This window comes from Streptomyces sp. NPDC045287, assembly GCF_056432325.1.
This window is the reverse complement of the sequence record NZ_JBWKJG010000002.1, coordinates 125,073-149,949: the sequence shown is the minus strand read 5'-3', so window position 1 is coordinate 149,949 and position 24,877 is coordinate 125,073. Positions and strand designations below refer to the sequence as shown.

Here is a 24,877-nt window from a genome sequence, read left to right as displayed (position 1 = left end):
CCGTCCGGTACCCGGTGCCCTCCCCCGTGTACCCGCCCGGCGCGTCAGTGCTCCCGCCCGGCACGGGGTTCGCGCGGAACGATCTCGACGGGGCAGTGCGCGTGGTGCAGCAGCGTGTGGACGACGGGTCCGGTGCCCCCGCCGGTGCCGGCCGGGGGGCGGTGCGCGCCGACGGCGACCAGGTCCGCCTCCCGCGACGCCCGGACGAGCAGACCGGCGGTGGAGTGGCCCCCCTCCGCCTCGACGGTGACGGTCAGCCCGGCGAACTCGCCGCGGATCGCGTCGGCGAGGCCCTGCGCCGCGCGCAGCCGCTGCCGGGCGATGCCGTCGATGTCGTCGAGCGTGGTCGGCGCGGGCTCCGTGGGGAGGAGCGGGTTCCAGACGGTGACGAGGCGCAGGGCCGCGCGGCGCAGCTCGGCCTCGCGGGCGGCGTGCCGCGCCCACGCGTGGTCGCGTTCGTCGCGTACGCAGGCGACGACGACCCCGGTGGCGGCGTGGTCGCGTTCGCCGCGCACCACGACGACGGGCACCTCGGCGTGCGAGGCGACGCCGAGGCCGACGGAGCCCAGCAGCAGCTCGCCGAAGCCGCCGCGGCCCCGGTGGCCGACGACGACGGTGCCCTCCGCACCGGCTTCGTCGCGCAGCGCGCGGACGGCGTCGCCGGGGGCGAGGCGGCGCACGACGGTCACGTCCGGGAACCGTCCCGCGACCGTGCCCGCCGCCCGTGCGAGCAGTTCGTGGCCGACCGCGCGGGCCCGCTCGGCAATCTCGCCGGCCGCGCGGCCCTCCGTACCGGTGGCGTGCACGAGGTGCAGCGGCTGCCGGCGCCGGTACGCCTCGGCGGCCGCCCACAAGGCGGCGGCCCCGGCCCGGGGGGAACCGTCGACACCGGCGATGACCGGCGCCCTGGTCGTGTCGTGGTTCATGGCTCCTCCTGAGGGGCTCGCGCGGACCGCGCACCGGTCCCGCGGGAGCGGGTTCCTCGTCCGCGCGGGTCCGGAACCCTCCGGCCTCCGGTCGGGGCCGGCTCCGTCCGCGCGGGGGCGGTCAGGTGCCGGGCGCGCCGGGCGTCCGGCCGGCGCGGCGGACGCGGACGCGCCGGCCGCTGACGCGGGTCGGGGCGAGGGCGATCCACAGGTCCCGCCCGGCACCGGCCCACGGCGCGGTGGGCGCCCGCTCCTCCAGCGCCCGGACCGCGCCGGGTTCGGTGACGGCGCGGGCCGCGCCGACGAGGAGGACGCTCCAGCCCTGGCCGAACGCCTCGTCGACGCGGTCCGCCTCGAAGGCGACCTCGCCGCCCGCGGCCCGGCCCGGGAGCGGTTCGGAGGAGGTCCGGAACGCGACCTCGGCGCCGGTGACGACGTAGTCGACGGGCAGGATGGCCGGGCCCTCGTGCGTGGTGACGGCGACGCGGCCCGCCCCGCGGGCGCCGAGCAGCTCCCAGCACTCGTCGGGGCCCAGCTCGACCAGCTCGGGGCGGTAGGCCGCGTGGCCGGCGCCGTGCGGCAGGCCGTCGGCGCCCCCGACGAGGGCGCCGACGGTGGTCTCCAGGGCGTCGGCGAGCCGCAGCAGGAAGCCCATGCCGGGGACGGCGGGCTGCTCCTCCAGGTACTGGACGTAGCCGGGTGCCGACCCCGTGCGCAGGGCGACCTCCTCGCGGGACAGCCCGAGCTGTTCGCGGCGGGCGGCGACGCGGAGGCCGATGCCGCCCCTGGGGCGCTCGGGTCCGGGCATGGCATCACGGTAGTCGCGGCGTCCGGCACCCGCACGGTGGAGCCCCGCGGGCCGGTGGTGAGTAGGCTCGAAAGACACCGCCGTACCGGGCGGAGGTTCGAACGGGGCCCGTCGGCCCTCCGCCGGCGCCCGGTCGGCCCCGCCGTCCGGCGGCTCGGCGGACGACGCTTGGTGCGCGGGTTCACCAGGAGGTTCACATGACCAGAGCGCCGAGGATCAACACCTTGCCGGCTCCGCACCGCGAGCGGCTGATGGCCCTCTCCAGGGAGGTGGCGTTCGAGCCGGGGCACCGGCTCTTCGACGAGCACCGGCCGGCGAACCGGTTCTGGATCGTCCGGACGGGCGCCGTCAACCTGGACTCGCGGGTGCCGGGCAGTCCGCGCCCGGCCGTGATCGAGATGCTCGGCCACGGTGAGCTGGTCGGCCTGTCGTGGATGTTCCCGCCGTACGAGTGGGAGCTGGGCGCGGAGGCGATGAGCCTGGTGCGCGCCCACGAGTTCGACGCGGCGGTGGTGCGGGACCTGTGCGAGGCGGAGACCGCGTTCGGGTACGCCCTGACGCAGTGGGTGGGGCAGGTGCTCTCCCACCGGTTGCAGGCGACGCGGGTGCGGCTGCTCGACATGTACGCGCCGCACGGCAGCGGCGTGCTCTGACGGCGGCCCCTCCGGGCGCCGCGCGGGCCGTGCCCCCAGGGGCGGGGAGGGTGCGCGCCGGTCCGCGGCCCTCCCCCTTCCCGGGGCGCGCCGTGGCGTGCCGGGCGCCGGGCCCGGTGTCCCGCATGCTCGGATGGGGGCCTACGGAAGGGGAAGGCGAACGATGAGGCACCGCAGCGTGGCCGATCTGATGACACCGGAGGCCGTGGCCGTGCAGCCCGGCACCTCCTTCAAGGAGATCGCGCGGCTGCTCGACGAATACGGCATCACGGCCGTGCCCGTGGTCGACGAGGACGAGCGGCCGGTCGGTGTCGTGTCGGAGGCGGACCTGCTGCGCCGGCACACCTCCGGGGGGCAGGGGCCGAGCACCGCCGAGGGACTGATGACCAGCCCGGCCGTGGTGGCGCGGCCGGAGTGGAGCGCGGTCGAGGCGGCCCGGGTGATGGAGCGGCACCACATCAAGCGGCTGCCCGTGGTGGACGCCCCGGGGCGGCTCATCGGGGTGCTCAGCCGCAGCGACCTGATCCAGCTGTTCCTGCGGCGCGACCGGGCGATCCAGGAGGAGATCCTGGAGGACGTGGTCACCCGCACGCTGGGGCTGCCGCCGTCCGCCGTCACGGTCGACGTCAACGACGGGACGGTGACGCTCAGCGGCACCCTCGAACGCAGGAGCCTCGTCCCGATCCTGGTGCGGCTGTGCGAGACGGTCGACGGGGTCGTGGCGGTGGACGACCGGCTCGCCTACGAGACCGACGACACGGAGGCCGTGGCGACCTGACGGGACGCGGCCGCCCGTCCGTTCGGGCGCCCGTCCCCTCGGGGCCGCCCCTCCGCGCGAGCGCCCATCCCTCGGGGCCACCCCTCCGCGCGGACGTCCACGCGCGTGGTGGGGCCGCCGCACCCGGTCCCGGCGATGGCCTCCATCACCGGCGGGCGTCTACGCGCGTGAGGGGCCGCCCGGCGGCGCGTGGAGCGGCCGGGCGGCCCCTCGTGCGCCGCGTCCGGACCGGTGGGTCAGCGCGGCGCGGCGACTCAGCGGGCCGGCGTCGTCCAGCCGTACGGGGCGTCCCGGTCCTCCTCGGCGGACATCCCGGCGCCCGCCTCGCCGATGTCCCTGTACGCCAGGCGCATCAACTGCCGGGCGAGGTCGCTCATCGCGCGGCTGGCGGCCAGCTCGTCGCCGATCAGCGGGACGTCCTCGTCCTCCGGGCTGCGCCGGGCGGAGCCGCGGCCGGTGATCGTCGACTCGCCGGTGTCGAGGACGGCACGCGCCTCGGTGGTGCCCTCGTCCTCCAGCAGATCCATGTTGATCTTCCACTCCAGCGTCCGGGTCATGATGTGCCTCCTCGACGCGTCGGACGGCCGTGGACCGGTGGGGCGCCGGTCCTGCCTCCAGGATCCACCCGACCCGGCCGCCGGGACGACCCGGGAGGCGGGGGCCGGCCGGGCGGGGGCCGGTTTGGGGCCGGTCCGGCGGGGAAGTCGGGCCTCCCGGTCACGCCCGCGGCCCGGGAGCCGTTCGCGCCGGGCGGGAGCAGGACCGGCGCCGCGGCGCGACGTACGGAGGAGGACCCATGGCGCAGGCCCCGATGACCCGAGCGATCACGGCGGGGGTGGACGGCTCGCCCGAGAGCCTCGCCGCTGCCGCCTGGGCGGCGCGGGAGGCCGCGCTGCGCGGGCTGCCCCTGCGGCTCGTGCACGCCTGGCTGTGGCAGCCCCTCGACGTACCGCCGGATCAGGACCGGGAGGCGGAGGCGCGGCGCGCGCAGGGGGTCCTCGACGAGGCGGAGGCGGAGGTGCGCCGCCTCCACCCGGACGTGCCGGTGACCTCCCACCTGGTGGCGGACGCCCCGGTGCCCGCGCTGCTGGAGGCCGGCGGGACCGCGGAGATGCTGGTGGTCGGCTCGCGCGGGCGCGGGGCGCTCCTCGGGTTCCTGCTCGGTTCGTACGGGCAACAGGTGATCGCCGCGTCGGTCTGCCCGGTGGTGGCGGTGCGCGCCCCGCGCGGCGACGGGGCCGGGCCGTCGGCGGGTCCGGGGAGGGGTGAGGTCGTCGTCGGGCAGCAGGGCGGGCCCGAGGAGAGCGCGGCGGTGCTCGGGTTCGCGTTCGCGGCGGCGGCGGCCCGGGGCGTGGGCGTGCGCGCGGTGCGGGCGTGGAGCCTGCCGTCGCTGTACGCGTACAGCCCCGGTTCGATGGCGCTGGCCGACGAGGCGGGCGGCCTGGAGCCGTTCGAGCGCAAGGCGCTGGCCGACGCGCTGGCTCCGTGGCGGGAGCGGTATCCGGACGTGCCGGTGACCGAGCACGTCGAACTGGGCAGCGGCGGACAGGTGCTGCTGTCGGCCGTGTCGCGGGCGGGGTTGACGGTGGTCGGCCGCCGGGTGCGACAGGCGCCGGTGGGGCCGCGGATCGGGTCGGTGGCGCACGCGGTGCTGCACCACGCGCCGTCCCCGGTGGCGGTGGTCCCGCACGGGTGAGCCGCTCCGCCCGGGCCGGTCCGGGGCGGGGGTGGCACGCTGGTCGTGGTGGCACGACCGGTCCGGCCGATCCTGGAGGGCGCACTGCCATGGTCCGCTACGTGTACGACTTCACCGAGGGCGGCCGGGACCGGGCCGGCCTGCTGGGCGCCAAGGGCGCCGCCCTGGCCGAGCTGGCGCGGATGGGCCTGCCCGTGCCGGCGGGGTTCACGGTCTCGGCCGAGGCGTGCCGCGTGCACGCCGCGACGGGTGCCCCTCCGCCGGAGCTGGAGGGGGAGGTGTCGGAGCACCTGGCGCGGCTGGAGCGCGCGGCGGGACGGCGGCTGGGGCAGGTGGACGACCCGCTGCTGCTGTCGGTCCGCCCCGGGGTGCGACCGCCGGTGCCGGGGGCGCCGGAGACCGTCCTGGACGTGGGGCTGAACGACTACGCGGTCCTGGGGCTGGCCGGGACTCCGGCGCGGGAGCGGTTCGCGTGGGACTCCTACCGCCGCCTCGTCGAGCGGTTCGGCACGGCCGTGATGGGCGTGGAGCCGGAGCTGTTCGAAGGGGTCCGGCAGCGGGTGGGGGTCCAGCACCACGTGGCGGACGGGCGGTTGGACGCCTGCGACCTGATCCGGGTCGTCGAGACGTACAAGGACCTCGTCAAGGAGCGGACCGGTGAGGACTTCCCGCAGGACCCCGCGGAGCAGTTGCACCGGGCGGTGCGGGCCGCGTTCGCCTCGTGGAACTCCGGGCCGGCGCGGGCCCGGCGGCACCGCGCGGGCGTCCCCGACGACCTCGGCACGGCCGTGACCGTCCAGACGATGGTGTTCGGCAACCGGGGCGCCGACTCCGGCAGCGGCGTCGTCTTCACCCGCGACCCGGCGACCGGCGGGCCGGGCGCGTACGGCGCCTACCTGCCGGACGCGCAGGGCGAGGACGTCACCGCGGGGGTGCGGGAGCCGCTGCCGCTGGAGGAGCTGGGCCGGCTCGCCCCGGCCGCGTACGCGGAGCTGCGCGCGCACCTGCGGCGGCTGGGCGACCGCTGCGGCGACGTGGGCGCCGTCGAGTTCACCGTCGAACGCGGCCGGCTGTGGATCCTGGGCACCCGGCCCGCCGAACGGCCCGCGGACGGGCGTTCCTGACGACCGGTCACCCCCGGCCGGTGGTGGCGCCCGCCCCGCACGCCCGCGGGAACGCCGCCGGGGTCACCGGCCCGCGGGGCGGAGACGGCGGGGGATCGGGCCGTCCGGTCCGGCGGGGCGGGCGCGATCGGCGCCGCGGGGCCCGGCCGTTCCCCGTGGGGACGCGGCCGGGCCTCCGGGCGCGGGGCGCGTGCGGCGCTTCAGCCGCGGCGCGGCTCGACGACCATCGGGACGCGGTCGGGGTGGGCCACCGCGGAGGGCACCTCGCGGGGGGTGTGCCCGGGCACGGGCCGCAGCCGCCACGAGGCGAGGATGGTCGCCAGGGCGATCGTCGCCTCCGTCCAGACGAACGCGTCGCCGATGCACTTGCGGTTGCCGGCGCCGAACGGGACGTACGCGTGCCGCTCGACGGAGGCGCGGCGCTCTGGCAGCCAGCGGTCCGGGTCGAACCGGTCCGGGTCGGGGTACAGGTCGGGGTCCCGGTGCATGGCGTACAGGCTGAAGGCGACCTCCGCGCCCTGCGGGATGCGGTGGCCGCCCAGTTCGACGGGGGCGGTGGCGCGGCGCATCAGCAGGGTGACGCCGTGGAGGCGGATCACCTCGTCGAGCACGCGGCGGACGGCGGTCAGCTTCGGCACGTCCCCGATCTCCACGGGCCGGTCGCCGACGACCTCCTCGATCTCGGCCACCAGCTCGGCCTCCACGTCCGGGCGCCGGGCCAGCTCGTGGAAGGCCCATGCCAGCGAGGAGGCGGTGGTCTCGGCGCCGGCGAAGAGGATGGTGCTCAGCTCGTCGCGGACCTCGGTGTCGGTGAGCGACTCGCCGGTCTCCTCGTCGCGCGCGGCCAGCAGGACCGACAGCAGGTCGTCGCGGCCGGTCTCCCCGGAGCGGCGCGTGGTGGCGACGACCTCGTCGATGACCTTCCGCAGCCGGGCCGCGGCGGCGTCGAAGTCGCGGTTGGCGCGGATCGGCAGCCGGTCGAGGAGCTTCGGGGAAGCCGCCCGTACCAGCATGTTCTTCAGGACCACGGGGAGGTTCTCGCGGACCGCCTCGACGGCCGGCAGGCCGATGTCCGTGGAGAACAGGCTCTTGGCGAGGGTCTCGACGGCGTACCCCGCCATCTCCCGCTCCAGCTCGATCTCCTGTCCGGGCTCCCAGGAGTCGGCGAGTTCGCGGGCGTTCTCGCTCATCACCGCCGCGTACGCCTGGATCCGCTGCGGGTGGAACATCGGCTGGATCAGCCGGCGGTGCCGGCGGTGCACCTCGCCGTTGGCGGTCGCCAGGCCGTTGCCCGCGAGGGGACGCAGCCGGTCGAACAGCCGGCCCTTCTCGAAACTGCGCGCCTGGCGGACGGTCACCTCGTGGATGAGCTCCGCGGAGGTGACCACGTAGACGGGCATGGTCCCCAGGCGGACCTGCACGATGTCCCCGGTCTGCCGCAGGGACTTGAGGAAGCCGAGCGGGTCCCGCCACAACCTCCAGGCGTGCCCGAGGAGCGGCACGGCCCCGGGGGCGCGGGGGACGGAATCCAGGCCGACTGTCACCACTGACACGGAAGAGTCCTCTGCTCTAGTTCTGCGCGGTCATGTGCGCCGGGCGTCCGGGGGCGGTGTACGCGTCGCCCCCGGGGGCGAGGAGGTTCCACCACCAGGAGACCGCGGGGATGTCGAGCGGCTCGTCGCTGTCGTCGACGGGGGTGTCGCGGAAGTGCGCGGGCATGCTCGCCGGGTCATCGGGAGTCGTGTACCTGACAGAACTGACGCCCCAGTCCTGGGCGCCGCGGATGAAGCTGCCGAGCGTCCGCAGGTACTGGCGCAGCTGTGGGCTGCCCTGCCCGGCCAGGGCCTCGGTGAGGCGCACGTACAGGCGCATCACGCGGTCGCGCTGGGAGACGGCCACGTCGAGCGCCTGCTCCGGCGTCAGCCCTTCGTGCTGCTCCAGGACGCGCAGCACGTTGAGGTAGTAGCCGGTGGCGGTCCGCTCCTTCTTCTCCTTGTGGTACGAGAAGATGTCGTTGTCCCAGGTGATGACGAAGGACGCCATCTCGGCCGCGGCGCGCACGGCGGTGCGGTCCCGCTCGTGGGGCTGGAGCTCGTAGCCGTGGCCGATCTCCAGCAGGGGCAGGACGACCGACGTGGCGCCGTCGTAGAGCCGCATCAGCGTGTAGTCGGCGAGGTCCGGCACGGTGCCGGCGCGGCGGTGGGACGCCTCCCACACGACGGAGAAGAAGTACTCGCGCAGCGCGTCCACCCAGCGGGCCGCCTGGCCCGGCGTGCCGTACCGGTCCACCCGCAGCCGCAGGTCGCGCAGGCCCGCGGCGAGCGGGTCGTCCAGCAGGATCGGCACCTCGGGGTTCTGCGCGACCCGCAGCAGGCGGTGGAGCTCGGCGGCGAGGTCGCCGGGGCGGCGGCCGAGCTCGCCCTCCTCGCAGTGGCCGTCGTCGACGCCGAACAGCCAGAGGACGAAGTCCGCGAGGAGCGAGACGACCTCCTCGCGGCCCTCGGGGAGGATGCGCGCGGCGAAGGTCCCGATGGCCTGGGAGACGAGCCGCCCGCGCAACTCCTCCGATCCGATGCGGAACGTCTCGGCCCACGCCGCCGTCTGGACGTCCGCCTCCGCGTGGCACGGGTGGATCGCCGGCGGGAAGGGAGAGAAGAGCGGCGGCACTATCAGACCGGGCCCCACTGCGGCCTCCTCTCGTCGCGTCGCGTCGCGTGTGCATGGCGCGAAGAGGCGGCAGTAGACGCCACGTGCGCCATGGAAGTGATCAACTACGGCGCATAGTAGCCACCCGATAACCTTGATCCAATGGGCGGAACGCCCCCCGGAAGGGGCAGTTCCGTGAATTTCAGCCGGCGGAACGGAAGAAGAGGCTCCACCAGCTCTTCCGGGCGGGCGCCGGGGAACCCGCCGCGGGCTCCGGGCGCGGGGCGGGGGGCGGGACCTGCTCGGGCAGCGGCCCCGGGACGGTCGACGCGAAGTCCTTCGGCGCGCCCGGACCCCTCGGCGCCGCCGAGGCGGGCGGCGTGAACTCCACGGGCAGGGCCTCCAGGCGCTTCGACAGCCACGCGGCGTTCCAGCGCAGTTCGCCCTCGGGAACGGCGAGCCGCAAGTCGGGGAGGCGGGCCAGCAGCGTGTCGACGCCGGTGTCCGCGATGGCGCGGCCGATGTCCTGGCCGGGGCACTCGTGCGGACCGCTGCTGAACGCCAGGTGCGCCCGGTTGCCCAGGAGCGGCTTGTCCAGGTCGGGGCGGATCTCCGGGTCGACGTTGCCGGCGGCGACCCCCAGCAGCAGCATGTCGCCGGCCCTGATCTGCTGGCCGCCCAGGACGGTGTCGCCGGTCGCCCAGCGGCCGGTGATCGCCGACAGCGGCGGGTCGTCCCACAGCACCTGCTCCAGCGCGTCCGGCAGCGTCATGTGGCCGCCGGCCAGGTTGGCGCGGAAGCGGCGGTCGGTGAGGACCAGGCGCAGCGTGTTGGCGATCAGGTTGACCGTGGTCTCGTTGGCGGAGACGAGCACCAGCCGCAGGTGCTCCAGCACCTCGTCGTCGCTGAGGTTCGCCTCGTGCCCGAGGAGCCGGCTCGCCAGGTCGTGGCCCGGCTCGGCCTTCTTGCGCTCGGTGAGCGTACGCAGCGTGCGGACGACGAACTCGTTGCTGGAGACGGTCGTCTCGGTGCCCTTCATCAGGTCCAGGGCGGCGTCGACGAGGTGCGGGCCGTACTCCTCCGGCATCCCGAGGAGCTGGGTCATCACCAGCATCGGCAGCTTCTCGGCGAAGTCCTCGATGAGGTCGGCGCGGCCCTCGGCGGCGAAGGCGTCCACGAGCTGGTCGGTGTAGCGGATGACGTACCGGCGCACGCCGCGCCGGTCGAACTGGTCCAGGGCGTCGCGCACCGCCGCGCGGAGCCGCTCGTGCTCGGCGCCGTCGGTGAAGATGCACATGGGCTGCCACTCGACCATCGGGCGCAGCGGCGAGTCGGCGGGTACGCGCCCCTCCTTGAACATCCGCCACAGGCGGGAGTCGTTGGAGAACCGCGACGGCGACCGCATCACCTCCAGGTTCTCCCGGTGGCCCAGGACGATCCACGCCGGCAGGTCGCCGTGGAGGAGGACGGGCGCCACCGGGCCGTGCTGCCGGCGCAGCTCCTCGTAGAGGGCCTTCGGGTCGCGTTCGGCCTCGGGGCCGTAGATGCGGCGCAGGGCGGCGGCGGCGCCGATGCCGTGGGCGGGGCAGCCCGGGGGCGGGGTGAGGCCGGGGGCGGACTCGGTGTGGGGGGCGGTCATGACGCCTCCTGGGTCGTGGCGAGGGTCTGCAGGTAGCGCATCAGCGTCATCAGGACGTCCCGGCTGGAGCCGCGGTCCCGGGCGTCGCAGGGGACGATCGGGACGGACAGCGGCAGGTCGAGGGCGGCACGGAGCTCCTCGACCGGGTAGGCGGGCGCGTCCGGGAAGGTGTTGACCGCGACGACGAACGGCACGCCGCGCTCCTCCAGCCGGCCGAGGACGTCGAAGCTCACCTCCAGGCGGCGGGTGTCGACGAGGACGACCGCGCCGAGGGCGCCCTCGAACAGGCCGCGCCACAGGAACCAGAAGCGCTCCTGGCCGGGCGTGCCGAAGAGGTACAGGACCAGCTCCTGGTTGATGCTGATCCGGCCGAAGTCCATGGCGACGGTGGTCGACGTCTTGCCGTCCACGCCGGAGGTGTCGTCGACGCCGACCCCGGCCTGGGTCATCGTCTCCTCGGTGGTGAGCGGGCGGATCTCGCTGACGGAGCCGACGAAGGTGGTCTTGCCGACGCCGAACCCGCCCACGATCACCACCTTGACGGCCGTCGTGGCCGTCTCCGGCAGCACGTCCTCGCTGCGCGGTCCCCGAACCGCGCCGCCGCCGTACTGCTCGGAGCCGTTGTGCTCAGAGCTTCTGAAGTCCATCGATCACTGCCTCAATCAACGCGCGGTCGGGGAGTCGTGCGGGTGGGACGGGTGCGCGGGCGACGATGCGGTTGTCGGCGAGGAGGTCGCCGAGCAGCACCGTGACGACGCTGACCGGGAAGCGCAGGTACGCGGAGATCTCGGCCACGGACAGCGGTGACTGGCACAGCTGCACGATCGCCGCGTGTTCCGGCTGCATCCCGGGCTTCGCACCGGACCTCGCCACGATCAGCGTGACGAGGTCGAGTTCGGCGGGCGCCGACCCGCCGCTGCGTCCCCCCGTGATCACGTAGAGCCGCTCGGGACTGGTGTCCTCCCAGTCACCGCCGCCCGCTTCGCTCACCTGACGCCCTGCCCGTCCTGTCGCGGCGGGCTGCTCAGGTGTTCTCCGATGCGCAGGACGAGGTCCCGCATGCGCTGGCCCATCAGCCCGGCGTCGACGCCTTCGTCGGCGAGCACGGCCAGGTACGCGCCGGTGCCCGCGGCCATCAGGTAGAAGAAGCCGCCGTCCATCTCGATCACGACGAGCCGCATCCGGCCGTTGCCGTGCGGGAGTTCGGAGGCGACGGCGCCGGCGAGCGACTGGAGTCCGGCGCAGGCCGCGGCGAGCCGGTCGGCGGTGTCGTGGTCGGTGCCGTACTGGGCCATGCGCAGGCCGTCGGCGGAGAGCACGACCACGTGTCGGGTTTGCGGCACGCCTTCCGCGAGGTCCTTGAGCATCCAGTCCATGTTGGCCTGCTGCTTGATCATTGCTGAGAGTTCCCCTTGCTTGCGTCGTTGGGCTCCCCGGACAGGCCGCTCTGGAAGGCGGCCAGCCACATTCCGGGCTGCACCTGAGGTGACGGCTCCTGGCCGGGAGCCGGGGCCGCGGGCGCCGGCGACGCCTGGCCCGAGGATGCGGCCGGTGCGGCGGCTGCGGCCTGCGGCGGCTCGGCGAGCGGCTTCCTGCGGCGTCGTTGCGGCAGGCCGTTCGCGGTCCGCTCGACCACCGTCGGGGCCCCGCCGGCCGCCACCGGGCCCCTGGCGGGACGCTCCGCGGGGGCCGGGACGGGGGCCGGGACCGAGGCCGGGGCGGCCGGGACGGCGGTGCGGGGCACGGAGGAGGCGCCGATGCCGTGGGCGAGGCCGGAGGCGGTGGCGACGGTGGTGATCAGCTCCTGCGGGACGACGACGACGGCGCGGACGCCACCGTACGCGGAGGAGCGCAGCGAGACCTGGAAGCCGTACGCCTGCGCGAGTCGGCCGACGACGGCGAGGCCCAGGCGCGGGGTCTCCCCCAGGTCGTTGAGGTCAATGCCCTGCTGGGCCTGACGGAGCACCCGCTCGGCCCGCTTGCGGGCCTCCTCGCTCATGGACACGCCGCCGTCCTCGATCTCGACGGCGATGCCGGACTGCACGTCGACGGCGGTCAGGTGGACCTTCGTCTGCGGCGGGGAGTAGCGGGTGGCGTTGTCGAGGAGTTCGGCGAGGGCGTGGATGAGCGGCTCGACGGCGGGGCCGGTGACGGCGACCTCGGTGACGGAGTGCAGTTCCACGCGCTGGTAGTCGATGATCCGCGACATGGCGCCGCGGAGCACGCTGTACAGCGGGACGGCCCTGCTCCACTGGCGGCCCGGGCGGGCGCCGCCGAGGACGGCGATGGAGTCGGCGAGACGGCCGATCAGGGCCGTGCCGTGGTCGATGCGGAGCAGGTCGCCGAAGACCTCGGGGCGGTGGCCGTGCCGGTCCTCCATCGCGCGCAGTTCCTGTGCCTGCTGGTGGACGATGGCCTGTACGCGGCGGGCGATGTTCACGAAGGCGCGCTGCGCGGACTCGCGCAGGTCCTCCTCGGCGACGACCGCGTCGACGACCACGCGGACGACGGCCTGGTGCTCCTCGGGTGCGGTGAGCGAACCGAGGACGTCCTCGGGGAACTCCCCCCTCCGCAGCCGCTGGACGGCGTCCGGCAGCAGCGTTCCCGCCAGGTGGGCGGTCTCCGCGTACCGGCGGGCCAGGGCCGTGTCACGGGCGGCGACGGTACGGCGCAGCTCGTCGATCACCCGGCCCCGGCGCGCGACCTCGCCGCCCAGCGCGACGAGGACGAGAGCGGACACCCCTCCGGCGACCGCGACCGGTCCCCGTGCGGAAGCCTCCACCACGGCCACGGCGACCCCGGTGGCGACGGCGATCAGAGCGGCGGGCAGCAGCCACACGAAAGATGCCGCAGACCGCGGGCTTCCACTTCCGGGCGACGATTCCTCACGGACCATCAGCACCCTCAAACCCATCGAACGAGAAAGATCATATGACGACGAGCGCCGAGCATAGTCCCTTCCGGTAAGGGAGTTTGACGCAGGGTCACGCCTTGGCCCGATGTTTGCGCAAGGTTCCCCTTCCTGTGGATCGGGGGCAGTGGCGCGGACTTGATCCTGTTCACGGGGATCGCCGCGGGCCTCCGGATCCGGCGGGCGGGGGCGGTCGCCGCGGGCCTCCGGATCCGGCAGGGGTGGGACGGTCACCGCGGGCGTCCGCGGTGGCGAGGAGGTGCGGCACGCCCCGAGCGGGTGCGCCCTCATGGGCCCGGTCGTGCGCGGCGGACCGTCCCGTGAGCGGGGCGCGGGCGGTGCCCCGGCGGCCCGCGCCTCCCGGGCGGTGCGGTGGGCTCGGTGGGCTCGGTGGGCGCGGGGCTCGGTGGGCGCGGGGCGCGCGGGGCTCGGTGGACGCGGGGCTCGGTGAGTGCGTGGGGTCCGTACTCGTTCGCGAAGGCGGCGACGGCGCACCGGACGGGTGGGCGGCGCGGACGTGCGCGACGGCGGCCCAGGGAGCGGCCGGCAGGGGGCCGAACCGGTCACGTCCCCGGTCCGGTTCGCCTCGGCGGGGCGGGGACGCGGTGTCGGGCTCCCGGCCCGGGTGGAGGGTCGCGGGGGGGAGGCCCGGCCGAGCACCCCGCCGGATGTCCGGGGGCGACGGGCCTCGCTCGTGCGCCGACGCGGTCGCCGCGTCACCCCTCCGGGCCTCCGGGGGGCGACGCCCACGCCCCCGCCGGGGCGGCGGACCGGACGGAGGGGGCCCGGCCGGCCCGCCGCGCGGGCGGGCGCACCGGCACGCGGTGGGCCCGGGGTCCTCCGGGCCGGGCCGGGGAGGGGCGGCGCCTCACCAGTCGCCGTCTCCGACGGGTTCGCCGGGCGGCGCCGCGTCGCCGAGCGGCCGAACCTGGTGCGGGCCCGGCGGTGTCCAGGGCGCGTGGTCGTCGCCGAGCCAGTCCCCGACCGGCCGGACGCCGGACAGCGGCCCGGCGGGCGGCAGGTCGGCGGCGGACGCGTCGTCGTAGTCGTACCAGGGCAGTCCGGCACGGGTGTAGGCGTCGCGGTCGACGGGGGACGGCGGGGGTTCCTCCCCGGTGACGCGGCGCCACTCCGGCGGGGTGACGAGGTGGACGAAGACGCGGCCCGACGGCTCGGCCGCCCAGTCGGAGAGCGGCCGGTCGTCCCGGTACACCTCCTGGCGCATCGTGCCGCCCGCGCCCAGCCCCATCGCGGCGGCGCGGCGCGGCGCGGCGGAGCGCGCGGCGGGGGCGCCCGGCGCGGCGGCCGCGTACGGGGCGGACGCGCCGGGCGCGTACGGGGCGGGGCCGCCCCGGGCCCTCCCGGCCGCGGCCCGCCGGGCCGACTCCTCCTGCTCGGCGCGCCACGCGTCGCGGGCCGGGCCGTCCAACCCGAACGCCTGGAGCTGTACGCCGCCCCAGGTCTCCTCGCCCGTCACCTGCCCCTCCACCGTGGCGCCCAGCCCGAGGGGCACGGCGACGAACTGGCGGACGGTGCCGCGCCCGGAGTTGATGCCGTCGAGCCAGGGCTGGCGGGGCAGGACGACGTAGTTCTGCGGGGTGCGGGCCAGGGTGCCGCTCCAGGGACGGCCGGAGACGGCGCACACCTTGCCGACGCCGACCTGGAGGGCGGCGGGCTCCCGGCTGCCGGCGAAGCTCAGCCACATCGCCTCGCGCAGGTACAGGGGGACGAGGACGCCACCGCGCGCCCGCCACTCGGGCGGCACGGTGGCCGCGAAGTCCTCGACGCGCCGGACGGGGAACTCCCCGAGCCCCGGTGGCAGGGGGAAGGTGCCGGTCTCCGGGAGGCGCAGCGTCCTGATGAACCGGACCCTCACCCCTCCGCCGAGCAGCAGGGTGTTCCCGTCGAGCCGTACGGCTGCCGCGGCCATCGCGCGCCCCTCTCCTCCCGGGCCGGCCCGGGGTGGCTGGTTCTGCCTTCCCCTGCTCTCACGGCGTCCGGCGCGCGGCGGTTCCCGCCCGGGTCCGCCGGGCGGGCTCCCCGCGGTGGCGGGCGCGGACCGTCCGGAGTAGTCCAGCGGGTGGACCGCGCGCCCGGGACGGATGGTGAGGGAGGGGGGCAGCCCCGCACCCCGTCGAGGAAACGGAGACACGCGCGTGATCGAGGACACCGTCGCACGACCGCCCCTGGGGCCGCCGCCCGTACGGTTCTGGCCGGCGCTGGACCTGAAGGCCACCGAGTTCGACCCGGTGCTGGAGGAGCTGATGCGGGAGGGGCCGGTGAACCGGATCCAACTGCCGCACGGGGAGGGCTGGGCGTGGCTGGTCACCCGGTACGAGGACGTGAAGGCGGTCACCAACGACCCGCGCTTCAGCCGCGCCCCCGTCCCCGGTCTGGCCGTCACCCGCCTCGCCCCGCACTTCAAGCCGAGGCCCGGGTCGCTGGCGTTCGCCGAACCGCCGGACCACAACCGGTTGCGCCGCGCCATCGCGCCCGCCTTCTCGGCGCGCGGCGTGGAGCGGCTGCGCGAGCGGGCGCGGGAGATGCTCGACGGGCTGGTGGCGGGGATGCTGCGGGACGGGCCGCCGGCGGACCTGGTCGCACGGGTGCTGGGGCCGTTCCCGACCACGGTGATCTGCGAGCTGATGGGTGTTCCGGACGCCGACCGGGAGCGGATGAGCGGTTGGGTCCACGAGATCCTCTTCCCGGCGAACGGCGCGGCGGCGACCGGCCGCGCCAAGGACGCGATGTACGCGTGGTTCACGCGGGAGATCGCCGCGCGCGCGGCGGACCCCGGCGGCGGCGAGGACATCCTGTCGCTGCTGGGCGCGGCCGTCGCGGCGGGCGACATCAGCGCCGAGGAGGCCGTCGGGCTCGTGGGGCCGGTGCAGATCGGCGGGGAGGCCGTCACCAACAACTGCGGCAACATGCTGTACCTGCTGCTCACCCGGGAGCGGCTGCGGGAGCGGCTGCGCGAGGAGCCGGAGTCGCGGCCGCGCGCCCTGGACGAGCTGTTGCGGTACATCCCGCACCGCTCGTCGGTGGGGCTGGCCCGGATCGCGCTGGAGGACGTGGAGATCGGGGGCGCGCGGATCGCGGCGGGCGACGCCGTGTACGTGTCGTACCTGGCGGCCAACCGCGACCCGGAGGTCTTCCCCGACCCGGAGCGGATCGACTTCGACCGCTCCCCCAACCCCCATGTGTCGTTCGGACACGGGCCGCACTTCTGCACGGGCGCGCTGCTCGCGCGGATGGAGATCGAGCTGCTGGTCGAGACGTTCCTGGACCGGCTGCCCGAGGTGCGGCTCGCGGTGCCCGCCGAGGATGTCCCCTGGCGGCGCAGCGCGCTCATCCGGGGCCCGGAGGCACTGCCCATCACGTGGTGACGGCGTGTCCGCCCGCCCGGTTCCGCCCGCCGGACACGGAGGGGCGGAATCCGGACACGTGCCGCGCGGGGCGAAGGGGAGTGATTGACGCATAAGGGGGCGACGGGCCCGCCGGCAACGTTCCGGAAGGCCCGTCACCCCGGATTGCGAGCGCCACCGTTCCGCCGGGCGAGGCCCGGCCCCCGGCGGCGACCACGGGCGGGATCCGCGGCGCCGCGGGACGACGGACCGTCCGTTCGAGGCTGAACAGCCCGAACGGTCGGTCCGTTTCCCTGTCCGCACGTCCGCCCGGCTCGCGCCGGTGAAGGCGCCGGCGGGCGCCCAACCTCCCGTCAGCAAACGCTTTCACGACTTTGCAGCAGCGCCGCGGCCCGCGGCGCGTCCCGGAGAAACCGGCCCATTCGACCCTCCTCCCTCCGGACGCGCGTAGCGGGACCGAAAGGCAGCCTTGTCGCCGGGGTGAAACGGACGCGAAGATTCCCAGCGTCACAAGTTGTCAGGCACATGCCGACGCCGGGAAACCGCCGGTCCGTCGAAGTGGCCTGTCGGGCCCGTGCACCCAACGGGCCTTCGACGATCCCCCACCGGAGGACGCAGTGAACTTCAAGCGCTTCACCCCCCGCGACGGTTTCGCGAGAGGCGCGCGGCTGACCGCCGTCGCCGCCGCTCTGGTCACCGCCACCGCGCTTGCGGCCCCGAGTGCCGGCGCGCAGACCACCGCCCCCCGGGCGACCGCCGCCGAGCTGTCCCAGGTCAGTGCGGCCGTGCTCGACGCCGACGTGCCGGGCACCGCCTGGTACACCGACGCCAAGTCCGGCAAGCTGGTCGTCACCGCCGACTCCACCGTCTCGGCGGCCGAGCTGGCCGAGCTGAAGAAGGCCGCGGGCGACCGCGCCGGCGCCGTGGAGATCAAGCGGACGCCGGGCAAGTTCAACAAGCTCATCGCGGGCGGCCAGGCCATCTACGCGGGCGGCGGCGGCCGTTGCTCCCTCGGCTTCAACGTCCGCAACAGCAGCGGCGTGACGTACGCCCTGACGGCGGGTCACTGCACCGAGATCACCAGCACCTGGTACACCAACTCGGGGCAGACCACCCTGCTCGGCACCCGCGCCGGCACGAGCTTCCCGGGCAACGACTACGGCCTCATCCGCCACTCCAACGCGTCGGCGGCGGACGGCCGGGTGTACCTGTACAACGGCTCGTACCGCGACATCACCTCCGCCGGCAACGCGACCGTCGGCCAGAGCGTCCAGCGCAGCGGCTCCACCACCGGCCTGCGCAGCGGCAGCGTCACCGGCCTCAACGCGACGGTCAACTACGGCGGCGGCGACATCGTCTCCGGCCTGATCCAGACCAACGTCTGCGCCGAGCCCGGCGACAGCGGCGGCCCCCTGTTCTCCGGCTCCACCGCCCTCGGTCTGACCTCCGGCGGCAGCGGCAACTGCTCCTCGGGCGGCACCACGTTCTTCCAGCCCGTCACCGAGGCGCTGAGCGCGTACGGCGTCAGCATCATCTGATCATCATCAGGTCCCCCCACCCAGGCCGGTGGTCCGCCTCGTGCGGGCCACCGGTCCGCGCGTTCCGGGTGGCCCGCCGCCCCCGTCCGCCGCGCCCCGCGGCCCGGCACCGCGCGGGCGCGTCGGCCCGGCGGGGGCGCGTCGGCCCGGTACTCCGGTGGGGGCCTCCCGCCGGCCCGTCAGGCGGGGGTCGGGGGCAGCAGGTCCGCCGTCGGGCGCAGGCCCTCCACCCGGCCCCCCGTCACGACCGCCAGCTCGTAGGGGTGCCGCTCCCCCGGCTGCCACTGGCCGCCCGCCAGGCGGATCGCGGCGATGTTGGGCACCGGGCCCGCCGTCCAGTCCAGGGGCCCCGCGACCGTCTCCAGGCGGGTGCGGGACACGGCGGCCGCGAGGGACGCCGGGTCGGCGGGGTCGTCCGCCGTGGCGAGTGCGTGGTGGGCGACCTCGAACAGGGCGTACGCCAGGCCCAGCGGCTGGAGCCACTGGCCGCCCGTGGCCTGCTCGTACGCCTCCGCCAGGTCCGCCGCGGTCGTGCCGTCGAGCGAGGAGCGGTACGGGTGCGACGGCGTCCAGTAGACGAGGGTCGCCACCCGGTCCTGGGCCGGCCGGTCGCCGCCGCCCGTCGTGGTCGGCGGGTAGGCGAGCCACCGGGAGCAGGTGATCAGCCGGGGCGTGTGCCCCCGCTCCGCCGCCCGCGCCCGGAACAGCGCCAGGTCGCGGGCGGTCGCGGCGCTGGTCACGATGTCGGCGCCGGCCGCTTCGAACGCCGTGACGTGGTCGTCGAGGGACTCCGCCGGCTCCCGGTAGCCGCCCGGGTCCACCAGCCGGTGCCCGCGCGCCAGGGCCGCCGGGGCGAAGCCCCGCTCGGCGTGGCGCGACCAGGTGCCCTGCGGGCCGTCGTTCCACAGGCAGCCGACCGTCCGGCCCGGGCCGGCGGCGTGCTCCCACAGGTCGGCGAAGGTCTCGGCGATGTCGTCGAGCCCCCAGCAGAAGTGGTACGTCCACGAGAACGGGCGCCGCTCGTCGGCGCCGCGCCCGAAGTAGTACACCTGCCAGGGGAACGCCGACGACAGGCACGGCACCCCCGCCTCCTCGCACGCGTCGGCGACGGCGGGCAGGACCTGCGTGCCGGCGAGCGTCAGCACGATCCGGGCGTCCTCGTCCGCGATCAGCTCCCGCACCGCCTCCCGCGCCCCCTCGGCGGTGGAGCGGCTGTCGCGCGCCACCAGCCGCAGCGGGTACCGGCGCCCCCCGCGGCGTACGGCGTCCAGGCGCGGCCGCAGCAGGTCCAGCGCGAACGCGAGCGGGTCGCCCAGACTCGCCAGCCGTCCCGTGCGCGCCACGACCACGCCCACCGTCAGGGTCCGTTCCCGATCCGTCATGACGTCTCCCTCACCTCCGGTACCACAGCGGAAGATCCGCTTCCGCTCGTATCAACTGCCGGGCGGGCGGGCCGTCACGCACGAAGGGCCCGGCCCCGGCCGCGCGGGGCGGTCGGGGCCGGGCCGGGGAAGGGCCGGAGGTGCCGGGGCGGGTCAGGCGGGCGGGGCGCCCCAGGCGAGGGCCGTGCCCGTGTAGGCGGGGACGGACCGGGCCTCGGTGTAGGCGGAGGACGGGGCGCGGCTGTGGTCGTCGCGCTCGTCGAACGCCGACCAGTCCGCCTTGCTCATCCGGAGCTGGATGTCCCCGGTGTCGCGGCCCGCCGCCAGGGTGCCGCCGGCGAAACCGACCTCCAGGTAGGCGTCGGCGCCCGCGACCGGGGAGGACAGCGGGACGACCCGCAGCCTCATCTGGGCGCAGCCGACCGCCGCGTAGTCGCACCACGCGCTGACGGTGGGCGCGCCGCCGTCGCGGGTGAAGTAGTAGCGGGCGGTCACGGTGGACAGGTCGACGGGCGCGGTACCGGTGTTGGCGATGCGCAGCTCGGGGCGGATGGCGTTGTCGGTCGGCGAGCCGTCGGTGGTCCGGTGCAGGACCTTCAGCCCGCCCACCGGGTCGCCGCCGCCGGAGGGCGCGGTGGTGACGGCGAGGGCGGCCGAGGGCACGGAGACGTTGCCGGCGGCGTCCCTCGCCCGTACGGCGTAGGTGTACCGGGTGGAGGGGGTCAGCCCCGTGTCGGTGTACGTGGTGGCGGTGACCGGCGCGGTGGTGACCTTAGCCCCGTCCCGGTACACGTCGTAGCCGGTGACGCCCACGTCGTCGGTGGACGGCGCCCAGCGGAGCGTGACGGAGGCGGAGCCGGTCGCGGTGGCGGTCAGGCCGGAGGGGGCGGCGGGCGGCGTCGTGTCGTCCGGGTCGCCGCCCCCGCCCCCGTACACGTCGGCGAGGCTGAGGCCGGTGGTGCTGCCGGTGCCGCCGAGCGGGACCTGGTGATCGAGGCTGACGAACTTGCCGCCGTGCTGCCAGAGGGCCGGCTTGAGCAGGGCGTACTTCTCCTCGTCCCAGGTCTTCCAGTCGTTGAGGAGCAGGCCGCCCGTGTCGCCGGAGTTGGGGTTGAGGCACCAGAAGGTGTGGTGGAGGCGCTCCTCGGAGATGAGGTCGCGCAGGGCGGTCATCCACTTCTGGTTGGGGCCGCCGTCCATGAAGCCGCCCCACTCCCCGATCAGGAGGGGCGCGGTGTTCTCCTTGTGCAGGTAGAGCCAGTTGGGGTCCCAGACGTCCCGTTCGAGGGTGGTGCGGTTCCAGTCGCCGGTGAACCAGGGCTGGGGCGCGACGAGGGGGCCGTAGTCGTGCGGCGAGTAGACGACCTGGTCGTTGCCGGCGCCGAGGTCGACGGGGTGGTCGCGCACGCCGCGGAGGTTGCCGCCCCACCAGGTGGAGTGGTAGTCGGCGGCGCTGGTCGAGGACCAGTTGCTCCCGTTCTTCGGGTAGATCTGGATGCCCTCGCAGAGGATGAGCAGGTGCGGGTTGATCGCCAGGATGCGCTTGCCGGCCGTCTCGCAGGCGTGCTTGAAGTTGTCCTGGTCGGTGGAGCCGTCCCACTTGGCGCGCGGGCTCTCGCCGGCGCCGCCGTGCGGCTCGTTCTTGATGTCCATCGCGACGAGCGTGTCGTCGCCGCGGTAGCGGGCCGTCACCCACTCCCAGGCCGTGTAGAACTGCTCGGTGGTGATGGTGCCCTTCCACCACACGGGGTAGAAGTGGCCGGCGTTGTCGGCCTCGGCGCTGTGCACGTCGAGCATGACCTTGATGCCGTACTGCTTGCACAGCGCCAGCCAGTGGTCGAAGACCTCCAGGGTGGTCTTCCCGGCGATCTCCGGGTTGGCGTACGCGTTGACGGCGCTCGGTACGGAGGCCCGGCCCTCCTTCCACTCCAGGAGCAGTTGGGTGGAGATGGGCACGCGGACGATGTTGATGCCGCGCTGCGCCATGGAGCGGGTGATCTCGGTGATGTTGGCGGACCAGAGGCCGTGGAAGACCCGCTCGGTGGCGTTGAAGCCGAACCAGTTGGCGCCGGTGAGCCAGACCTCGTTGCCCTGGGCGTCGACGATCTGGTTGCCGCGGGTGTGCAGCCAGTCGTCGCCCGGGGCGGCGGCGGCCGTCCGCGCCCCGGCGGACGCGGCCGGGCGGGGCTCGGGGGCGGTGGCCGCGTCGGCGGCCGGTCCCGCGGCCCACAGCAGCGCTCCGGTGAGGACGGCGGCGGCCAGAGCGCGTAACCGCCGGTGGCGGCCGGAGGGCAGGGTGGTGGGTGACTGTCCCACTGCGTCACGTCCCTACTGTCTAGTACATGTCAAAGCGGCTCGCGATGGGAGCGCTCCCATCGAGCGTTCATGAAGCCAGCCCCGAAAGGAGCTGTCAACCTTCCCCGCAGAAACCGCCCGCGGGAGCGCGTCCGCGGCGGGGCCGCCCCGCGACGGACGGGGGCGGACGGGGGCGGGCGTGGACGAGGGGGGCGTGCGCGGGCGCTGTGCGCGGGCGGTGTGCGCGCGGTCGCCGGGAGAACACGCCCGGTGCTAGAAAGGGTCCATGAGGGGCAAGAATGGACGTCTCGGGCGGACCGGGCGCCGGGGGCGGCTCCTGGGCGTGCGCAGCGCCGCAGGGCAGGTGCTCCTCCTCCAATTCGCGGTGGCCCTGGTGCTGATCGTCGCCGCGGTGATGGCCCTGTCGTACCAGGCGCGGTACGCCAGCGAGCGCGACGCGCGCAACCGTTCGCGCGCGGCGGCCGAGTCCTTCGCGGATGCCCCCGGCACGCTCGCCGCGCTCCGGTCGGCCGACCCGGCGAAGACGCTCCAGCCGCACGCGGTGGACGCCTGGCACGGCTCGGGCGTGGACTTCATCGCCGTCATCTCCCCGGACGGCACCCGCATCGCGGACAGCGACCCGAACCTCGTGGGCACGCGCGCGGAAGGCGTGGAGGAGGCGGCCCGGGGCCGGACGGTCACGGACGTCTTCGAAGGCAGCCCGCACGACGCCGCGCGGGCCGTCGTCCCCGTGATGGACGACCGGGGCACGGTCGTGGGCCTGGTGAGCGCCGGGGTGTCCATCGAGAACGTCGGTGACGCCGTCGACCGGCAGCTTCCGCTGTTCTTCGGCGCCGGCGCCGTCGCGCTCGCCCTGGCGACGGCCAGTTCGGCCCTGGTGAGCAGGCGGTTGCGCCGCCAGACGCACGGCCTCGGCCCGGCCGAGATGACCCGGATGTACGAGCACCACGACGCGGTGCTGCACGCCGTGCGGGAGGGGGTGCTCATCGTCGGGGACGACGGCCGGCTCACCCTCGCCAACGACGAGGCCCGCCGCCTCCTGGACCTGCCGGCCGACGCCGAGGGCCGTCACGTCACCGACCTGGGTCTGGCCGGGGACACCGCCGAGCTGCTCGTGTCGGGCCGCCCGGTCACCGACGAGGTCCACCTCGCCGGCGACCGGCTGCTGGCGGTCAACACCCGGCCGACCGACCCGCACGGCGGCCCGTCCGGCACCGTCGCGACGCTCCGCGACACGACCGAACTGCGGGCCGTGACGGGTGTGGCGGCGGTGGCGCGGGAGCGGTTGAGGCTGCTGTACGAGGCGGGCGTGCGGATCGGGACGACGCTGGACGTCGTACGGACGGCGCAGGAGCTGTCGGAGGTCGCGGTCCCCCGGTTCGCGGACTTCGTGACCGTGGAGCTGCTGGACCCGGTGCTGCGGGGCGAGGAGCCGACGCGGTCCCGCACCGTGATGCGCCGCGCGGCCGTCAGCGGCGTGCGGGACGACCACCCGCTCCAGCCGGCCGGGGACCTCGTCCGGTTCGACGTGCCGACGACGCCGATGGCCGCGGCGCTGGAGCGGGGGGAGGCGGTGCTGGAGGCGGACCTGACGGCGGCGCGCGGCTGGCGGGAGCAGGACCCGGCGGGCGCCGACGCGGCCCTCGCGTACGGCATCCGCTCACTGGTGACCGTCCCCCTCCAGGCGCGCGGGGTCGTCCTGGGCATGGCCAACTTCTGGCGCTCGGCGCCGTCCGGGCGGTTCGGGGACGAGGACGTGGCCTTCGCCGAGGAGCTGGCGGCGCGAGCGGCGGTGGCCGTCGACAACGCGCGCCGGTACACGCGGGAGCACGCCATGGCGGTGACGCTCCAGCGGAGCCTGCTGCCCCGGGTGCTCCCCGAGCAGGACGCGCTGGAGACCGCCTACCGCTACCTGCCGGCGCAGGCCGGGGTGGGCGGCGACTGGTTCGACGTGATCCCGCTGCCCGGCGCGCGGGTCGCGCTCGTCGTCGGGGACGTGGTCGGGCACGGCCTGCACGCGGCGGCGACGATGGGCCGCCTCCGGACGGCGGTGCACAACTTCTCCGCGCTCGACCTGCCGCCGGACGAGCTGCTGGGCCACCTCGACGACCTCGTGTCCCGGATCGACGAGGAGGAGGCCGGGGACACCGGCGCCGGGATCTCCGGCGCGACCTGCCTGTACGCCGTCTACGACCCGGTGTCGGGCGACTGCTGCATGGCGTCGGCGGGCCACTTCGCGCCGGCCGTGGTGCGCCCCGACGGGACGGTGGACTTCCCCGACGTGCCCGTGTTCCCGCCACTGGGCCTGGGAGGGGGGCCGTTCGAGACGTACGAGGTGCGGCTGCCGGAGGGCAGCCGTCTGGTGCTGTACACGGACGGGCTGGTCGAGCACCGGGAACGGGACCTCGACACGGGTCTGCGGCTGCTGCGCGACACGCTCGCCGAGGGGCCGGGGCGGACGCCGGAGGAGACCTGCCGGGCCGTGGTCGACGCCATGCTGCCGCCGCACCGCGGCGACGACATCGCCCTGCTGGTGGCCCGCACCCGGCTGCTGCCGCGGGACCGCGTGGCGGACTGGGACGTGCCGCCCGACCCGGCGGCGGTGGCGCCGGTGCGGGCGGCGTGCGTGCGGCAACTGGAGCAGTGGGGGCTCGACGAGATCGGGTTCACCACGGAGCTGGTGCTCAGCGAGCTGATCACCAACGCGATCCGCTACGGCTCCGCGCCGATCCGCGTGCGGATGCTGCGCGACCGGAGCCTGATCTGCGAGGTGTCGGACGGCAGCAGCACCTCCCCGCACCTGCGGCGGGCGGCCACCACGGACGAGGGCGGACGCGGCCTGTTCCTCGTGTCGCAGCTGGCGGGCCGGTGGGGCACCCGGTACACGCCGAACGGCAAGGTGATGTGGACGGAGCAGCCGCTGACGGGCGGGGCCGCGCCGCTGGAGGTGCCGGCGCTCTTCGACGACGCGGCGTGGTGAGGCCCCGCCGGCGGGCCGCCGTCGCCCTCACACGGGGGGCCCACCGCATCCGCCGCGCCCTCCTCCCGTCCGTCCTCGCCCTGGCCGGGGCGCTCGGCCCGCTGTCGGGGCCGGG

19 protein-coding genes and 1 pseudogene are annotated in these 24,877 nt (G+C 75.5%); 7 read left to right on the top strand and 13 right to left on the bottom strand.

Going from position 1 to position 24,877, the window contains the following annotated elements:
• Positions 1–44 precede the first annotated feature (44 nt).
• On the bottom strand, positions 45–926 hold the full coding sequence (locus tag AC07D6_RS03905) for a universal stress protein (protein ID WP_479041750.1): 882 nt from the start codon (positions 924–926) through the stop codon (positions 45–47).
• 121 nt (positions 927–1,047) lie between these two features.
• Positions 1,048–1,734 (bottom strand): helix-turn-helix domain-containing protein, encoded by a 687-nt coding sequence (locus AC07D6_RS03900; RefSeq protein ID WP_479041748.1) that lies wholly within the window; start codon positions 1,732–1,734, stop codon positions 1,048–1,050.
• A 197-nt stretch (positions 1,735–1,931) separates the two neighbouring features.
• Between AC07D6_RS03900 and AC07D6_RS03895 the strand changes: the two genes are divergently transcribed.
• Together AC07D6_RS03895 and AC07D6_RS03890 are read left to right on the top strand one after the other, a co-directional pair.
• Entirely contained in the window at positions 1,932–2,387 is a 456-nt protein-coding gene (locus AC07D6_RS03895; protein WP_315879012.1) for a Crp/Fnr family transcriptional regulator, read from the top strand.
• A gap of 163 nt (positions 2,388–2,550) precedes the next feature.
• Entirely contained in the window at positions 2,551–3,165 is a 615-nt protein-coding gene (locus tag AC07D6_RS03890; protein ID WP_479041746.1) for a CBS domain-containing protein, read from the top strand.
• Between the two features lie 254 nt (positions 3,166–3,419).
• On the opposite strand, the gene AC07D6_RS03885 is transcribed toward AC07D6_RS03890, so the two are convergent.
• Positions 3,420–3,722 (bottom strand): DUF1876 domain-containing protein, encoded by a 303-nt coding sequence (locus AC07D6_RS03885; RefSeq protein WP_315879010.1) that lies wholly within the window; start codon positions 3,720–3,722, stop codon positions 3,420–3,422.
• Between the two features lie 254 nt (positions 3,723–3,976).
• Here AC07D6_RS03885 and AC07D6_RS03880 point away from each other — a divergent pair, with 254 nt between their 5' ends.
• Positions 3,977–4,861 (top strand): universal stress protein, encoded by an 885-nt coding sequence (locus AC07D6_RS03880; RefSeq protein ID WP_315879060.1) that lies wholly within the window; start codon positions 3,977–3,979, stop codon positions 4,859–4,861.
• 89 nt (positions 4,862–4,950) lie between these two features.
• Positions 4,951–5,973: pseudogene (locus AC07D6_RS03875) on the top strand (PEP/pyruvate-binding domain-containing protein); the annotation flags it as partial.
• Between the two features lie 212 nt (positions 5,974–6,185).
• Here AC07D6_RS03875 and AC07D6_RS03870 read toward each other — a convergent pair.
• The 8 genes from AC07D6_RS03870 to AC07D6_RS03835 all read right to left on the bottom strand — a co-directional run bounded on the left by AC07D6_RS03870 (position 6,186) and on the right by AC07D6_RS03835 (position 15,111).
• Positions 6,186–7,532 (bottom strand): cytochrome P450, encoded by a 1,347-nt coding sequence (locus AC07D6_RS03870; protein ID WP_479042321.1) that lies wholly within the window; start codon positions 7,530–7,532, stop codon positions 6,186–6,188.
• 22 nt (positions 7,533–7,554) lie between these two features.
• The gene (locus AC07D6_RS03865; protein WP_479041744.1) at positions 7,555–8,670 is read right to left on the bottom strand and encodes a selina-4(15),7(11)-diene synthase; all 1,116 of its coding nucleotides are present in this window, start codon (positions 8,668–8,670) and stop codon (positions 7,555–7,557) included.
• A gap of 163 nt (positions 8,671–8,833) precedes the next feature.
• Positions 8,834–10,270, bottom strand: a complete 1,437-nt coding sequence (locus AC07D6_RS03860) for a cytochrome P450 (protein WP_479041742.1) — start codon at positions 10,268–10,270, stop codon at positions 8,834–8,836.
• Positions 10,267–10,917 carry a GTP-binding protein gene (locus AC07D6_RS03855; protein WP_479041741.1) on the bottom strand — a complete coding sequence of 217 codons (651 nt, stop codon included), beginning with the start codon at positions 10,915–10,917 and terminating at the stop codon, positions 10,267–10,269. Before AC07D6_RS03855 ends, AC07D6_RS03860 begins: the two co-directional genes overlap by 4 nt.
• Entirely contained in the window at positions 10,898–11,260 is a 363-nt protein-coding gene (locus AC07D6_RS03850) for a DUF742 domain-containing protein (RefSeq protein ID WP_315879006.1), read from the bottom strand. The genes AC07D6_RS03855 and AC07D6_RS03850 overlap by 20 nt, the downstream gene beginning before the upstream one ends.
• On the bottom strand, positions 11,257–11,667 hold the full coding sequence (locus AC07D6_RS03845) for a roadblock/LC7 domain-containing protein (protein ID WP_315879005.1): 411 nt from the start codon (positions 11,665–11,667) through the stop codon (positions 11,257–11,259). The genes AC07D6_RS03850 and AC07D6_RS03845 overlap by 4 nt, the downstream gene beginning before the upstream one ends.
• Positions 11,664–13,166 (bottom strand): sensor histidine kinase, encoded by a 1,503-nt coding sequence (locus AC07D6_RS03840; RefSeq protein WP_479042318.1) that lies wholly within the window; start codon positions 13,164–13,166, stop codon positions 11,664–11,666. The genes AC07D6_RS03845 and AC07D6_RS03840 overlap by 4 nt, the downstream gene beginning before the upstream one ends.
• Before the next feature lie 883 nt (positions 13,167–14,049).
• Positions 14,050–15,111 (bottom strand): hypothetical protein, encoded by a 1,062-nt coding sequence (locus AC07D6_RS03835; RefSeq protein WP_479041738.1) that lies wholly within the window; start codon positions 15,109–15,111, stop codon positions 14,050–14,052.
• A gap of 226 nt (positions 15,112–15,337) precedes the next feature.
• On the opposite strand from AC07D6_RS03835, the gene AC07D6_RS03830 reads away from it, so the two are divergent.
• Positions 15,338–16,567 (top strand): cytochrome P450, encoded by a 1,230-nt coding sequence (locus AC07D6_RS03830; protein WP_479041736.1) that lies wholly within the window; start codon positions 15,338–15,340, stop codon positions 16,565–16,567.
• Between the two features lie 596 nt (positions 16,568–17,163).
• Complete coding sequence (locus AC07D6_RS03825) at positions 17,164–18,084, top strand: S1 family peptidase (RefSeq protein WP_315879001.1); 921 nt, start codon at positions 17,164–17,166, stop codon at positions 18,082–18,084.
• A 179-nt stretch (positions 18,085–18,263) separates the two neighbouring features.
• Here the strand turns inward: AC07D6_RS03825 and AC07D6_RS03820 are convergent, their stop codons facing one another.
• Together AC07D6_RS03820 and AC07D6_RS03815 are read right to left on the bottom strand one after the other, a co-directional pair.
• Entirely contained in the window at positions 18,264–19,466 is a 1,203-nt protein-coding gene (locus AC07D6_RS03820; RefSeq protein ID WP_479041734.1) for an ABC transporter substrate-binding protein, read from the bottom strand.
• Positions 19,467–19,619: 153 nt separating this feature from the next.
• On the bottom strand, positions 19,620–21,782 hold the full coding sequence (locus tag AC07D6_RS03815; protein ID WP_315878999.1) for a cellulase family glycosylhydrolase: 2,163 nt from the start codon (positions 21,780–21,782) through the stop codon (positions 19,620–19,622).
• Between the two features lie 265 nt (positions 21,783–22,047).
• Between AC07D6_RS03815 and AC07D6_RS03810 the strand changes: the two genes are divergently transcribed.
• Positions 22,048–24,762, top strand: a complete 2,715-nt coding sequence (locus tag AC07D6_RS03810) for a SpoIIE family protein phosphatase (RefSeq protein WP_315878998.1) — start codon at positions 22,048–22,050, stop codon at positions 24,760–24,762.
• Positions 24,763–24,877 lie beyond the last annotated feature (115 nt).